This window comes from Anaeromyxobacter sp. Red801 (genome assembly GCF_049201065.2).
Lineage (GTDB): Bacteria > Myxococcota > Myxococcia > Myxococcales > Anaeromyxobacteraceae > Anaeromyxobacter.
The window spans coordinates 1,670,630-1,685,000 of record NZ_CM181236.1 but is presented as its reverse complement, the minus strand read 5'-3'; the positions used below and the strand labels follow the sequence as shown (position 1 = coordinate 1,685,000).

Genomic DNA, 14,371 nt, shown 5'->3' with positions numbered 1-14,371 from the left:
AGCCGCGGGCGGGCCGCCCCCGGCTCACGGGAGCGGGCGCGCCTCGTCGAGGAGCATCACCGGGATGTCGTCCTCGATGCGGAACGCGAGCCGGCAGCGGTTGCAGCGGATCTCGTGATCCGCCTCGCGGAACTCCAGCTCGCCCTTGCACTTCGGGCAGGCCAGGATGTCCTTCAGCTCGGGCGACAGCGCCATGCGTGCTCCTCCGCGCGGAGCTTAGTCCGCGCCGCGGGCCGGCGGCAAGGCGAGCACCTGCGCGAGGAAGCGCTCCACCGCCTCGCCGCGCGCCGCCTCGGTGAACACCGCCGCCATCCGCTCGCGCGCGGCCGCGCCCAGCGCGCGGGCCCGCGCCGGCGCCCCGAGCAGCTCGAGCAGCGCGGCGGCGAGCGCGGGGACGTCGCCCTCCGGCGCGAGCAGCCCGGTGGTGCCGTCCACGATCGCCTCGGCGGGCGCGCCGAAGCGGTAGGCCACGCCGGGCCGGCCCGCGGCCATGCCCTCCAGGAGCGCGCGGCAGGTCCCGTCGTTGCCCTCCGCCAGCAGCACGTTCACGTCGACGTCCGGTAGGCCGCGGCCAGCTCCGGGCCGGTGCGGTAGCCCGCGAACACGACCTGGCGCTGCAGTCCGCGGTGCGCCACGCGCACCCGGATCGCCTCCTCGCCCTCCCCCCGGCCGACGATCACCAGGCGCGCCTCGGGCAGCCGGTCGGCGACGTCCCGGAACGCGTCCACCAGGTCCTCGTGGCGGCGGCCGGGCTTGATGCGCGAGACGATCCCGGCCACCGGCGCGCCGGCCTCGATCCCGAGCGCCGCGCGCAGGTCCGGCCCGTCGGGCCGGAACGCCTCCGCGTCCACCGCGCCGCGCGTCGCGAGCACCCGCTCCTCCGGGAGCCCGAAGCGCTCCACCAGCGCCCGCGCGTGCGCCTCGCACACCGCGACGAGGCCGTCGGTGGCCCGGTGCTGCAGGCGCTGGAGCGGATCGGTGCGGAGCGAGCGCGACGAGTGGACGGTGCGGACCACCCGCCGTCCGCCGCGCCGGCGCAGCGCCAGGAGCGCGAGCGCGTGGTCGTGCGAGAAGTTCGCGTGCAGCACGTCGAAGTCGCGCGCCGCCGCGGCCAGGCGGCGCACGTCGCGCAGGTAGGCGATCGGCCCGGACCTGGTGGAGAGCGCGAGGTCCTCGCGCGGCGGGAACCCCCGCGCCCGGAGCGCCTCGCGCAGGTTCCCCTCCCGCACCGCGTCCACCGCCACCTCCACGCGGTGCCCGCGGGCGCGCAGCTCGCGCGCGACCGAGGCCATCGGCTCGGCGGGGCCGGTCCACCACGCGGACGAGAGCAGCTCCAGCACGCGCATGGGGGCCCCGCTCGCGCGCACCGGCGCGCTCATCCCTTCCGCGTGGCGTCGAGCTTCGCGATGAGCTCGGTGGTGGAGTGGTCCTTCGGGTCGCCGGCCACCGCCACCCGGCCGCCGTAGGCGCGCACCTCGGCGGCCTCGGGGATGGTGTCGGGCGTGTAGTCGGTCCCCTTCACCTGCACGTCGGGCCGCAGCGCCCGGATCACCGGGACGACGTCCTTCGAGTCGAACAGCACCACGTGGTCCACGCACTCGAGCGCGGCCACGATCTCGGCCCGCTCGGCCTCCGGGACCACCGGGCGGCCGTCGCCCTTGTTCGCGCGGGTGGACGCGTCCGAGTTCACCGCCACCACCAGCAGGTCGGCCTCGGCCCGGGCGCCCTCCAGGTAGCGGAGGTGGCCGACGTGGAACAGGTCGAACACGCCGTTCGCGAGCGCCACGGAGCGCCCGGCGGCGGTGGCGCGGGCGCGCACCGCGGGCAGGTCCTCGAGCGCGACGCGCTTGCGGGCGAGGCGGCTCACGGCCGGAGCAGCTCCGCCTGGAGCTCCTCGCGCGAGACGGTGGCGGTGCCCGGCTTCTGCACCACCAGCGAGCCGGCCACGTTCGCGAGCCGGGCCGCCGCGACGGGGTCGCCCCCGGCGGCGAGGCCCGCGCTGAAGGTGGCCGCCACGGTGTCCCCGGCGCCCGTCACGTCCACGGCGTCCTGGCTGCCGTGCGCCGGCACGTGGACCGGCGGGGCGCCGCGGCGGAACACCGACATGCCGTTCCGGCCGCGCGTCACCAGCAGCACGTCGCAGTCCACGCGCTTCAGCAGCGCCCGCGCCGCCTTCTCCAGCCCGCCGGGCTGCGCCAGCGAGACGCCGGAGGCGGTCTCCAGCTCGACCTCGTTCGGCTTCACCATGGTGAGGCCGGTGAACGCGCGCAGGTTGTAGCGGGAGTCCACGCACACCGGGACGCCGCCGCGCTTCAGGGCGCGGAGCGCCTCGATGGCGGCCGGACCGAGCGCCCCGGAGCCGTAGTCGCTCGCCAGCACGGTCCCGGCGCGGCGCCCGGCCCGCTCCAGCTCCTTCACGAGCCGGCGCTCGGCGGTGGCCGGGAGCGGCGCGCGCGGCGCCCGGTCCAGGCGGATCATCTGCTGGCGCCGGGTGGAGCGCCCGCCCGCCAGGATGCGGGTCTTGGCCTCGGTCTCGCGGCCGGGCACCCGCTGGATGCCGCTCACGTCCACGCCCAGGCCGGTCAGCTCCTGGAGCAGCGCGCCGCCCACGCCGTCGTCGCCCACCACGCCGACCGCGCGCACCTTCACGCCCAGCGCGGCCAGGTTCGCGGCGGCGTTGCCCGCCCCGCCCGCCTTCAGCTCGGAGGACTCGTAGCGGACGATGAGCACCGGCGCCTCGCGGCTGATCCGCTCGGTCTCGCCGTACACGTACTCGTCGGCCACGAAGTCGCCCACCACCACCACCTCGCGCTCCGGGAAGCGGGGCAGGAGGCTGGCGAGCGAGGGCAGCTCGGGTTCCCTGGGGCGGCGCACGCGCGTTTCCTACCGCGCGCGGGTTTGGCCCGTCAATCGCGCACCTCGCGGCGCGCCCCTCCACGCCGGGTGCCCGCGCGCCCTACACGCGCGCGCCGCCGGGCGGCGGGAGGCTGCGTCACGCGACCGCGCCCGCGCTCCCGGCCCCCTCGCCGTCCGGGCGCGTCTTCCACCGGCGGTGCAGCCAGTACCAGCGATCCGGGTGCGCGCGGACGTGGCGCTCCAGGCGGTCGTTCAGCTCCTGGAGGAAGGCGACCACGTCGCGGTCGCGATCGCCGGTGTCGGGCGGGTCGATCGGCCCCTCGATGACCACCTTGTGCCGGCCGTCGCCGAGCGGCACCGAGACCGTGAACACCACCGCCGCCCCGGTCCGCATGGCCAGCACCGCCGGCGTCGCCGCGGTGGCCGCCGGCACGCCGAAGAACGTGGGGAACACCGCGCGCCGGCGCGGCTGGTTCTGGTCGATCACGTAGCCGAGCACGCGGCCCGCCTTGAGCGAGCGGGTGGCGGCCTGGAGCGTCTGGCCGCGGCGGACCACGAGGTCCTCCACGCCGGCCCGCTCGCGCGCCTTGCGCCAGCCGTCGTTGGCGCCGGACTTGCCCATGGGGCGCGAGATCATGGTGATGGGCACGCCGCGCCGGGTCATGGCGGCGGCGAGCACCTCGAAGTTGCCGAAGTGCCCGGTGCAGGCGATGACGCCCTTCCCTCGCGCGCGGGCCGCCTCGAAGCGGTCCCAGCCCTCCACCTCGAAGATCCGCTCCAGGTCCGCCGGGGCCAGCGCCGGCACCCGCAGGAACTCCGGGATCATCTGCCCCAGGTTCCGGTAGGTGGCGCGCGCGATCGCCCGGCGCTCCGCCTCGGGGCGGTCGGGGAAGGCGAGCCGCAGGTTCTCGAGCACCACGCGGCGACGGATGCCGAGCCCCCAGACCAGCGCGCCGAGCGCGGCGCCGAGCGCCATGATCCAGCGGTACGGGAGGCGGGCGAAGATCCAGCCGAGCAGGCGCATGTTCAGGCCACCGGGGCGCGCGGCGCCGGTCGGGGTTGGGGGGCGGCGAGCGCCGCGTCGAGCGCGGCCTCGAGGACGTCCGCGCCGCGCAGGAGCTCCGCGTCCACCCGGACGACGCGCAGCCGGTCCGCCGCCGCCGCGGCCAGCGCGGGCTCGAGGCGGACCGCGTCCTTCTCGGTGGTGACCACCCAGGCGCAGCCCGCGGCCGCGGCCTCGCGGAGCACCGCCTCCAGCTCGCCCTCGGTGAAGCGGTGGTGATCGGGGAAGGCGCGGGCGAGCGCCACCTCGGCGCCGAGCGCCTCGAGCGTGCGGAGGAAGCCCGCCGGCCGGGCCAGGCCCGAGAGCGCGGCGACGCGGCGGCCCCGGAGCGCCTCGAGCGCCCCCGCCTCCCGCAGCGCGCCGTCGAGCAGCGCGGTGGGGGCGTGGCGCGACTCCACCGGCGCGCGCCCGGTCGCGTCGCGGGCCAGCGCGCGCAGCGCCTCCAGCCGCTCCGGCGCGGCCCGGTCCGCGTGCGACAGCCACACCAGCCCGGCGCGGCGCAGCGCGCTCGGCGGCTCGCGGTTCGGCCCGCGCGGCAGGAGGTGGCCGTTGCCGAACGGGTTCGAGGCGTCGAGCACCACCACGTCGAGGTCCCGCGCGAGCGCGCGGTGCTGGAAGCCGTCGTCGAGCACCAGCGCGTCGGCGCCGAGCGACTCCACCGCGGTGCGGGCCAGCTCGGCGCGGCGCGGCCCGCACAGCACCGCCACGCCGGGGAGGCGCCGCGCGAGCAGCGCCGGCTCGTCGCCGGCCTCGGCCGCGGGCAGCAGGGCGCCCGCGCCGTCGGACGCGACCCGGGCGTCCGCGCGCGCCGCGCCGTAGCCGCGCGAGAGGATCGCCACCCGGCGCCCGCGGGCGGCCAGGCGCGCCGCCACCGCCAGCGCGGCGGGCGTCTTGCCGGCCCCGCCCACCGCCAGGTTGCCGATGGAGACGACCGGCGCCCCGGCCCGGGCGGCCGGCAGGACCCCGCGGTCGTACAGCGCGCCCCGGAGCGCCGCGGCCGCGCGGAACGGCGCCTCGGCGAGCAGCAGCGGCGCGCCCGCCAGCGCCCCCAGGGCGCCGGGCCGCTCGCGCCACCAGATCGCCTCGAGCCCGCTCATCGCCGCAGCATCTCTCGCGCGCTGGCCAGCACCGCCTGCGGGGCCAGGTCCGCCAGGCAGCGGTGGTGGCCCTCGGGGCAGTAGTCGCCGCCGTGGTTGGAGCAGGGCGAGCAGGAGAGGCCGAGCGAGAGCGCGCGCCCGGGCGGCGGGGGACCCCAGCGCGCGACCGAGGTCGGCCCGAACAGCGCCAGCACCGGCGTGCCGACCGCCGTCGCGAGGTGCACCGGGCCCGAGTCGCACGCGATGAGGAGCTGCACGCGGGCGATGGCGGCGGCGAGCGCGTCGAGCGGCAGGAAGGACAGGTCGGCCGCGACCTTCGCGCGGGTGGCGGCGCGGAACGCCGCGAACGCGTCGCGGTCGCCGGGGCCGCCGCACAGCACGATGCGCACGCCCTCGGCGTGCAGCGCGTCGGCGACCGCCGCGAACCGCTCGGCCGGCCACCGCTTGGTGGCCCAGCGCGCGCCGGGGGCGAGCGCCACCGCCGGCGCCTCGACGCCCTGCAGCGCGTCGGCGGCGAGCGCGCGCGCCTGCGGCGAGAGCGCGATCTTGAGCGGCCCGGGGCCGCTCACGCCGAGGGACGCCACCGCCTCGCCGTAGAGCTGCGTCTGGTGCGCGCGGACCAGCGGCGGGTCGGAGCCGAACACCGACAGGAGCGCCCGGAGCGCGGTGCGCCGCTTGAACGCGGTGCGCAGCGGGGCCGCGGCGCGGGCCACCACCGCGCTCCGCACCTTGTTCTGCAGGTCGATGACCACGTCGAACCGCCCGCGCAGGCGGGCGGCCAGCGGCAGCGCGGCGTTCGGGCCCTCCCGCGCCAGCCGGTGCACCGCGGCGAGCTCGGGCAGCCCCTCCAGCAGCGGCGCGTAGAGCGCGTCGGTGACCCACTCGATCCGCGCGGATGGGAAGCGCGCGCGGAGCGGCTCCAGCAGGCTGGTCGCGAGCACCACGTCGCCCATCGCGCTGTAGCGGATGACGAGGATGCTGGAGGGATCGCTCACGCGGCGGCCACCTTCCCGCGCGGCAGGATCGAGAGCATGTGGTCCACGTTGCGCGCGCTCGCGCCGCGGATGGCCCCCACCGAGCGGCGCGCCAGCGCGCCCAGCTCCTGCAGCTGATCGGGGCGCGAGAGCAGCTCGTCCGCCACCTTGAGCAGCTTCTCGGGCGTGGCGACCTGGATGCCTCCCCTGCCCTGCAGCACCTGGACCGAGTCCTTGAAGTTCTCCATGTGCGGGCCGAACAGCACCGGCCGCCCCTGCGCGGCCGGCTCGAGCACGTTCTGGCCGCCGCGGGTCACGAAGCTCCCGCCCACGAACACCAGCGTGGCCAGCCCGTAGGCGGCCGCCAGCTCGCCGATGGTGTCGAGCACGGTGACCTGCGCGTGCCCGGCCGCCGCGCCGCCGCTGCGCAGGCGCACCGAGAGCCCCGCCTCGGCGGCGAGCGCCATGATGCGCCCGGAGCGCTCCACGTAGCGCGGCGCGACCACGAGCTGCAGCCGCGGGTGGCGCGCCAGCAGCTTGCGGTACGCCTCCAGGATCAGCTCCTCCTCGCCCTCGTGCGTGGAGCCGGCCATGAGCACCGGCGCGCCCGCGTGCAGCCCCATCTCCGCGCGCAGCGCCTCGGCCTTGCCGCCCTCGGCGGCGTCCAGCACCAGCGCGTCGAACTTGGTGTTGCCCGTCACCCAGACCCGGTCCGGCGCGGCCCCGAGCGCGAGCACGCGCTCGGCCTCCTCGTCGGAGCGCATCAGGAAGCAGTCGATGCGGCGCAGCGGGTTCCCGATCGCGAGGAACAGCGCGCGGTACCGCGAGAGGTTCTCCGGGTTGAAGCGGCCGTTGGTGAGCGCGATGCGCACCCCGGCCTTGTGGGCGGAGCGGATCAGGTTGGGCCAGATCTCGGTGTACTCGAGCACGAGCAGGTCCGGCTCGAGCGCCCGCACCGCCCGGCGGGTCGCGCCCGGGAGGTCGTACGGCGCGTACACCACCACGTCCGCCAGGCCGCCCAGCTTCTTGCGCGCCATGGCGAGGCCGCTGTTCGTCATGGTGCTGACGATCACGCAGCACCCCGGCATCCGCGCCTTCAGCTCCGCCATCATGGGCTGGAGCGAGAGCAGGTCGCCGGCGCTCGCCCCGTGCAGCCAGATGCGCGGGCTGCCGCGGCCCCGGTCCAGCGAGCGCTTGTACAGCCCGAGCCGCTGGGGGATCCCGTGGCGCAGCTTGGGATGCGTGAGCAGGAACGGCAGCCCGATCACGAACAGCAGGTAGGTGGCGATGGCGTAGACGAGGTGCACGGCTGGCCGCTTCTTACTCGATGCGGACCGGGTTCGTGAAGATCCAGCGACGCCCGTCGAGCGCGACCTCGGCGCGGTAGTCGCCCGGCGGGCACCGGCCGCCGCAGCGGAAGGTGCCGCCGGCGCTGCCGTCGCGCGCGGCCTCGAAGCGCCCGGCCGGCGCCCCGTCGTGGAGGAGGGTGTACGTCCGGGACCCCGCCGCGGCGCCGTGGAGCGACAGCGAGAGCGCCCCCTCCGCCGTGGGGGTCAGCCGCACCCCCGCGGCCGGCGCGACGCCGTCGAGGACGCACGCGGCGCGGCCGTCCAGCAGGGCGGCGCGGACCGCGGCCGCGTCGCGCGCGGCGTCGCCGCCCAGGGTCACCGGCACGTGCATGGAGAACGCGCCGAACGCGGCGGCGTACCCCGGGTAGCCGTGCGCGTCGGCGGAGCAGAGCAGCACGTGCGCCGGCGCGGGACCGGCCCCGGCCGCGGCCCGCGCGCGGCGCAGCTCGCCGTCCAGCCGGCGCAGCTCGTCGGCGGGGTCGTCCAGCAGCGCCAGCACCGCGCGCGGCGGGTCCCAGGGCAGCACCGCCAGCGCCTCGAGCACGCGGCGAAGGTCGCGGTCGGCGAGCGCCCGGTACCACGCCGTGTCGTTGGAGATCACCTCCAGGCCGCGCCACGCCCCGCCGCCCCACCCCGTGAACGCGCGGCGCGGGTGGAGCGGGTGGGCGATCACCGCCTGCCCGCCCAGCGCGCGGATGGCGGCGAGCGCGTCGCCGTCGCGCTCGGCGCGGGTGAGCGCGCGCGACACGCCCAGCGCCACCACGTGCCCCTGGCGCGTGGACGCCTCGGTGGCGGGGACGAGCAGGACGCCGTCCTGGTAGCGGGGCTCGGCCGGCGCCAGGACGTCGTGGTCCGAGACCACCACGAAGCGCAGCCCGGCGGCCCGGGCCGCCCGGGCCACCTCGTCGAGCGTCCCGCGCCCGTCGCTCGCGGTGGTGTGCACGTGCCAGGCGCCGCGCGCCTCGGCCGCGGCCAGCGCCGGGCTGGCCTGCGCCTCCCGCAGCCCGCGGCGCTGCCAGGCCACCGCGCCGAACGCGAGGTAGCCGACCACCGCCGCGGCCAGCGCGAGCGCGAGGAGCCGCCGCATCGGCTAGACCGCGCCGGCGCGGGCCCCCTGCCGCTCCGCGCCCTCCGCGATGCGGTGGAGGCGCGCGTACTCGCCGCCGCGCGCGACCAGGGTGGCGTGGTCCCCGGCCTCCACCACCCTGCCGCCGGCGATCACCACGATGCGGTCGGCGTTGCGGATGGTCGAGAGCCGGTGCGCGATCACCAGCGTGGTGCGGCGGCTCGCGCCCTCGATGGCCATCAGCGAGTCGAGCGCCCGCTGCACCTCGCGCTCGCTCTCGGCGTCGAGCGCGCTCGTGGCCTCGTCGAGGATGAGGATGGGCGCGTCCTTCAGGAACGCGCGCGCGATGGCGATGCGCTGGCGCTGGCCGCCGGACAGCAGCACACCCTTCTCGCCCACCACCGTGTCGTACCCCTGCGGCAGCGCGCGGATGAACTCGTGCGCCTGGGCCAGCCGGGCCGCCTGCTCCACGTCGGCCTGCGACACCTCGGGCCGGCCGTAGGCGATGTTGGCGCGGATGCTGTCGTTGAACAGCACCGTCTCCTGCGTCACCAGCGCGAGCTGCGCGCGCAGGCTCGCGAGCGTCACCTCGCGCAGGTCCACGCCGTCCACGGTGATGCGCCCGGCGGTCGGGTCCCAGAACCGCGGCAGCAGGTTCGCGACGGTGGTCTTGCCGCCGCCGGAGGCGCCCACCAGCGCCACCACCTCGCCCCTGCGGACCTCGAGCGAGAAGCCGGTCAGCACCGGCCGCTCGCCGTAAGAGAAGGAGACGTCCTCGTAGCGGATGGCCTCGCGGAACGGCGCGAGCGCGGCGCGGCCCGCGTCGGGCACGGCGCTGGGCGTGTCGAGGATCTCGAAGATGCGGTCGCCGGCCGCGGCCCCCTGCATCGCGATCTGCCCCATGCGCCCGAGCTGCTTCACCGGCGTGTAGAGGAGCAGCACCGCCGCGACGAACGAGAAGAACTTCGCCGCCTCCAGCTCGCCCGCCAGGATCCGGCCGCCCACCCACCAGATGGCCGCGGCCAGGCCGGCCGCGCCCATGATCTCCATGAGCGGCGAGGAGAACGCGCGGACCAGGAAGCTGCGCCGCAGGATGCGGATGAGCCGCGCGTTCGCGTCGGCGAAGCGGCGGGACTCCCAGGCCTCCATCCCGTACGCCTGCACCACCCGCATCCCGCTGACCGCCTCCTGCACCATCTCGGAGAGCTCGCCGCCGGTCTTCTGCGCGTGGCTGGTCACCCGCTTCAGCCGCTTCGCCAGCCGCACCACCGGGAGCAGCGTGGCGGGCACCGCGCCGAAGGCGATGAGCGACATGCGCCAGTCGAGCACGAAGCAGTTCACCAGCATCACCACCACGGTGAGCCCGTCGCGCACGTAGCTCGGCACGGCGTTCGACACCGCCACGTCCACCGCCAGCACGTCGGCGGAGAAGCGCTGCAGGATGTCGCCCGAGTGGCGCCGCGTGTAGAAGCCCGGCGAGAGCTTCAGCAGGTGATCGAACAGCGCCTTGCGGATGTCGGCGATGACCCGCTGGCCGACCATGCCGATCAGGTAGAACTGGCCGAAGTAGGCGAACCCCTTCACCACCGAGACGAGCACGATGACCACCGGCAGCGCCGCCAGGATGGCGGCGCGGTCGGTGTGGGCGAGCAGGCCCTCGAGGTCGACGGAGTCGGGGAGGAACTTGCCCAGCGTGGCCACCGCGCCCGTGTCCCCGGTGAACAGGAACTGGAGCGCGGGGCCGAGCAGGTTGACGTAGACCGCGGTCGTGATGGACAGCACCGCCATGCAGGCGATGGCCGCCAGGAGCCGTCCCTTGTACGGCAGGACGAAGCGGAAGAGGCGAAGGTAGGCGCGCAAGGAGGGGCCATCCTAGTCCAGATCGCCCCCCGGTGCAGCGCTGCGGTCGGGCCCGGCCGGCCGCCCGCTACTTCTCCTCCTCCACCCCCTTCACCTTCCCGTCGGCGCGCCGCCGCTCGATGATCTTCTGCGCGATGTGCGGCGGGACCGGGTCGTAGTGCGAGGGCTCCATGGTGAAGTAGCCCACGCCCTGGGTGAGCGAGCGCAGGTCGGCGTCGTAGCTCATGGCCTCCGCGTGCGGGCAGGTGGCGCGGATGAGCACGCCGCGCGCCAGCGGCTCCATGCCCTGGACCTTGGCGCGCCGGCTGTTCAGGTCGCCCATCACCGCGCCCACGTACTCCTCGGGGACGCGCACCTCCAGCTTCATGATGGGCTCGAGTAGGATGGGCCGGGCCTCGAGCACCGCCTTCTTGAACGCCATCGAGCCGGCGACCTGGAACGCCATGTCGGAGCTGTCCACGTCGTGGTAGCTGCCGAACACCAGCCGGGCCCGGAAGTCCACCACCGGGTAGCCGGCCAGCGGGCCGGAGGAGAGCGCGCCGCGGATGCCCTTCTCCACCGACGGGATGAACTGGCGCGGGATGACGCCGCCCACGATCGCGTCCTCGAACTCGAAGCCCTCGCCGCGGGGCTTGGGCTGCAGCTCGACGTGGGCGTCGCCGTACTGCCCGTGGCCGCCGGTCTGCCGCTTGAACTTGCCCTGCGCCTTGGCGGCCGCCGTGATGGTCTCGAGGTAGGCCGGGCTCGGCGGCGTGAGCGTGATCTCCACGCCGTGCTTGCGCTTGGCGCGCTCCACCGTGACGTCCAGGTGCGCCTGGCCCATGCCCTGGAGCAGCATCTCGCCGGTCTCGGTCGAGCGCGTCAGCTCGAGCGACGGGTCCTCCTCGATGATCTTCTGGAGCGCGGCGGCCGCCTTGTCGTCGCCGGCCTTGGCGTGCACCGCGTAGGACACCGGCCGCACGTGCTGCGCGAACGGCGGCAGCGCGATGGGCACGTCGCGGTCGCAGAGCGTGTCGCCGGTGTGCGCGTCCTTGAGCTTCACCAGCACCACGAAGTCGCCCGGCCCCGCCTCGTTCACCTCGACGGTCTGCGCGCCGTCGGTCCGGTACAGGTGCCCGATGCGCTCCTCGGTGCGGGTCCGCGGGTTCACCACGGTGGCGTCGGCCCGGAGCGTGCCGGAGAACACCCGCAGGTAGTCGATGCGCCCGGCGAAGTGGTCGATGGTGGTCTTGAAGACCTGGGCCGAGAACGGCGCGTCCGGCGCGGCGCTGCGCACCGTCTCCTTGCCGTGGACGTCCTTGCCCTTCACGACCCGCGCCTCGGGCCCCGGCAGGATCCGCACGGCGAGGTCGAGCAGCTCGCGCACGCCCACGCCGGACTTCGCGCCGGCGCACGCCACCGGCAGGAAGCGCTGCGCCGCCGCGCCCGCGGCCAGGCCGCGCAGGATCTCCTCCTCCGCGAGCGGCGCGCCGTCCAGGTACTTCCCGAGCAGCTCGTCGTCGGACTCGGCCGCCGCCTCGACCAGCGCGGTGCGCAGGCGCTCCGCCTCCTCCCGCGCCTCGGCGGGGATCTCCGCCTCGGTCCACTGGCCGAAGCCCTTCCCGTCCCAGGCGTGCAGCTTCATCGTGACGAGGTCGGCGAGCCCCTTGACCCGGTCCGGCCCGAACACCGGCAGCTGCAGCGGGATGGCCTTCACCTTGAGCGAGCTCTCGATGTCCTCGAGCGCCTCGTGGAAGTCGGCCTGCTCGTGGTCGAGCCGGGTGATCACCGCGAACGCGGGGCGCCCGGACTCGGCCAGCACGTCGTAGGTCCGCTCGGAGCGGTTGTGCGCGCCGTCCGCCGCGGAGATGGCCAGGATGGCGCCGTCGGTGACCTGCAGCGCCCACTCCACCTCGGTGAGGAACGCGGCGAAGCCGGGGCAGTCGAGCACGTGGAACGACCGGCTGTTCTCCTCGAAGCTCTCCGGGTGCAGCGAGAGCGTGAAGTTGCGCTTCTTCTCCTCGGGCTCGGCGTCCAGGCGGGCCGTCGAGCCGTCGGGCGCCGCGCGCTTCGCGTCGGCGACGCGCAGCAGCGCCTCGACGAGCGCGGTCTTCCCGGCGCCGTCGGCGCCGAGCATCGAGAAGGTGCGGATCACGCGGGTGTTCGCCATGGCGTCGGTCTCCATCAGCCCGTCGCGCCGGAGCGTGCGGGGCGTGAGGTTCGCTGCCCGGAAGCCGGCGCGTGGAGACGCCGGCGGCGTCGGCCTAGCATGCTACGGGTCCCCCCACCCGCGCCACGGCTTCTTTCGCAGCGCGCGGGCGCGCGCGGCCGACCCGCCCCGCGCGGCCCCGGGCGTCCCGCCCCGCCCGCGGCCGGACGCCGCAGCGCCGGCGCTCAGCGCGCCTCGCCCGCGGTCAGCTCGGGGAAGTCCTCCTGCCAGAACTCCAGCGGGCCGCGGGGCGCGGAGGGCGCGCGCGCCTGCTCGCGGCGCCGCAGCTCCACCCGCCGGATCTTCCCCGACACCGTCTTGGGCAGCTCGGAGAACTCCAGGCGGCGGATGCGCTTGTACGGGGCCAGCCGGCGGCGCAGGAACCGGAAGATCTCCAGCGCCAGCTCGCGGTCCGGGGCGCGCCCCGGCTTCAGGATGATGAACGCCTTGGGCAGCAGCCCGCGCACCTCGTCCGGGCTCGGCACCACCGCCGCCTCCGCCACCGCGTCGTGCTCGATGAGCGCGCTCTCCAGCTCGAACGGGCTGATCCGGTAGTCCGAGCTCTTGAACACGTCGTCGGAGCGGCCGACGTAGGTGATGTAGCCCTCCTCGTCGCGGGTGGCGACGTCGCCGGTGTGGTAGTGCCCGTGGCGGGTGACGAAGTCGTTCAAGTTCACGTCGCCCTCGTAGCCCGCCATGAGCGACGCCGGCCGGGCCTCGAGGTCGATGCAGATCTCGCCCTCCTCCGGCGCGGGGCGCCCCTCCTCGTCGAGGAGCGCGATCTTGTAGCCGGGGAGCGGCCGGCCCATGGAGCCGGGCTTGAGCTTCTGGCCGGGCGAGTTGCCGATCTGGCAGGTGGTCTCGGTCTGCCCGTAGCCGTCGCGGATGGTGATGCCCCAGGCCTGCCGCACCTTCTCGATCACCTCCGGGTTGAGCGGCTCGCCCGCGCTGAGCAGCTCGCGGAGCTTCACCCGGTGCTTCGCCAGGTCCTCCAGGATCAGCATGCGCCACACCGTGGGCGGCGCGCACATGGTGGTGATCTCGTGCCGCGCCAGCACCTCGAGCGTGCGGGCGGCGCTGAAGCGGGCGTAGTTGTAGACGCAGACCGTGGCGCCGGCGTTGAACGGCGCGAAGAAGCTCGACCAGGCGTGCTTCGCCCAGCCCGGGGACGAGACGTTGAGGTGCTTGTCGCCCTCGCGCAGGCCGATCCAGTACATCGTGGAGAGGTGGCCGACCGGGTAGCTCTTGTGCGTGTGCACCACCAGCTTCGGCTTCGCGGTGGTGCCGCTCGTGAAGTAGAGCAGCACCGGGTCGGAGGCCAGCGTCTCGCCGTGGGGCAGGAAGAACGAGCCCTCGTCGTAGGCGTCCTCGTACTGCATCCAGCCCGGCACCGCCTCGCCCACCACGTGCCGCGTGAAGTTGCCGTTCACCACGCGGAACTTCTCGGTCCCGGCGGCGTCGGTGATGACGTGCCCCACCCGCCCCCGCTCGATGCGGTCCTGGAGGTCCTCGGGCGTGAGGAGCGAGGTGGCGGGGATCACGCACGCGCCCAGCTTCATCGAGGCGAGCATCACCTCCCAGATCTGCACGCAGTTCGGCAGCATCATCAGCACGCGGTGCCCGCGCTCCACGCCGTGGCGGCGCAGGTAGGTCGCCACGCGGTTGGAGCGCTCGGCCAGCTCGACGTAGGAGAGCCGGAGCTCGGCGCCGTAGTCCTCGATGATGTGCAGCGCGGTGCGGCCGTTGCCGTCCGCGATCATGTCGAACCAGTCGAGGGCCCAGTTGAACCGGTCGAGCACCGGCCAGCGGAAGTCGCGGTACGCGGTGTCGTAGTCCTCGCGGTGGCTGACCAGGAAGTCGCGGGCGCGGCGGAAGACGTCGGTCGACGACATGCGGGCTCCTCGCTCGTGGGGTGGAT

Annotated in this window: 11 protein-coding genes and 1 pseudogene; all 12 read right to left on the bottom strand. The window is 75.5% G+C overall.

Annotation, left to right across the window (positions count from 1 at the left end):
• Positions 1-24: 24 nt before the first annotated feature.
• Positions 25-195, bottom strand: a complete 171-nt coding sequence (locus tag ACOQFB_RS07620) for a Trm112 family protein (protein ID WP_011421660.1) — start codon at positions 193-195, stop codon at positions 25-27.
• A gap of 177 nt (positions 196-372) precedes the next feature.
• A pseudogene (locus tag ACOQFB_RS07615) lies at positions 373-1,292 on the bottom strand (glycosyltransferase family 4 protein); the annotation flags it as partial.
• Between the two features lie 83 nt (positions 1,293-1,375).
• Entirely contained in the window at positions 1,376-1,867 is a 492-nt protein-coding gene (locus ACOQFB_RS07610) for an adenylyltransferase/cytidyltransferase family protein (RefSeq protein ID WP_059436771.1), read from the bottom strand.
• Positions 1,864-2,874 (bottom strand): bifunctional heptose 7-phosphate kinase/heptose 1-phosphate adenyltransferase, encoded by a 1,011-nt coding sequence (locus ACOQFB_RS07605; protein ID WP_059436770.1) that lies wholly within the window; start codon positions 2,872-2,874, stop codon positions 1,864-1,866. The genes ACOQFB_RS07610 and ACOQFB_RS07605 overlap by 4 nt, the downstream gene beginning before the upstream one ends.
• A gap of 118 nt (positions 2,875-2,992) precedes the next feature.
• Positions 2,993-3,880, bottom strand: a complete 888-nt coding sequence (locus ACOQFB_RS07600) for a lysophospholipid acyltransferase family protein (RefSeq protein ID WP_059436769.1) — start codon at positions 3,878-3,880, stop codon at positions 2,993-2,995.
• Positions 3,881-3,882: 2 nt separating this feature from the next.
• Positions 3,883-5,016: a tetraacyldisaccharide 4'-kinase gene (lpxK, locus tag ACOQFB_RS07595; RefSeq protein WP_421609661.1), complete on the bottom strand. Its 1,134-nt coding sequence runs from the start codon at positions 5,014-5,016 to the stop codon at positions 3,883-3,885.
• Entirely contained in the window at positions 5,013-6,011 is a 999-nt protein-coding gene (gene waaF / locus ACOQFB_RS07590; protein ID WP_059436767.1) for a lipopolysaccharide heptosyltransferase II, read from the bottom strand. The genes lpxK and waaF overlap by 4 nt, the downstream gene beginning before the upstream one ends.
• A complete protein-coding gene (locus ACOQFB_RS07585) occupies positions 6,008-7,297 on the bottom strand; it encodes a 3-deoxy-D-manno-octulosonic acid transferase (RefSeq protein WP_059436766.1) in 1,290 nt (429 codons plus the stop codon). The genes waaF and ACOQFB_RS07585 overlap by 4 nt, the downstream gene beginning before the upstream one ends.
• A gap of 13 nt (positions 7,298-7,310) precedes the next feature.
• Positions 7,311-8,426, bottom strand: a complete 1,116-nt coding sequence (locus tag ACOQFB_RS07580; RefSeq protein ID WP_421609662.1) for a PHP domain-containing protein — start codon at positions 8,424-8,426, stop codon at positions 7,311-7,313.
• Positions 8,427-8,429: 3 nt separating this feature from the next.
• Complete coding sequence (locus ACOQFB_RS07575; RefSeq protein WP_421609663.1) at positions 8,430-10,265, bottom strand: ABC transporter ATP-binding protein; 1,836 nt, start codon at positions 10,263-10,265, stop codon at positions 8,430-8,432.
• Positions 10,266-10,332: 67 nt separating this feature from the next.
• A complete protein-coding gene (locus ACOQFB_RS07570; RefSeq protein WP_421609664.1) occupies positions 10,333-12,414 on the bottom strand; it encodes an elongation factor G in 2,082 nt (693 codons plus the stop codon).
• A gap of 224 nt (positions 12,415-12,638) precedes the next feature.
• Entirely contained in the window at positions 12,639-14,345 is a 1,707-nt protein-coding gene (locus ACOQFB_RS07565) for an AMP-binding protein (protein ID WP_059436763.1), read from the bottom strand.
• Positions 14,346-14,371: the final 26 nt, after the last annotated feature.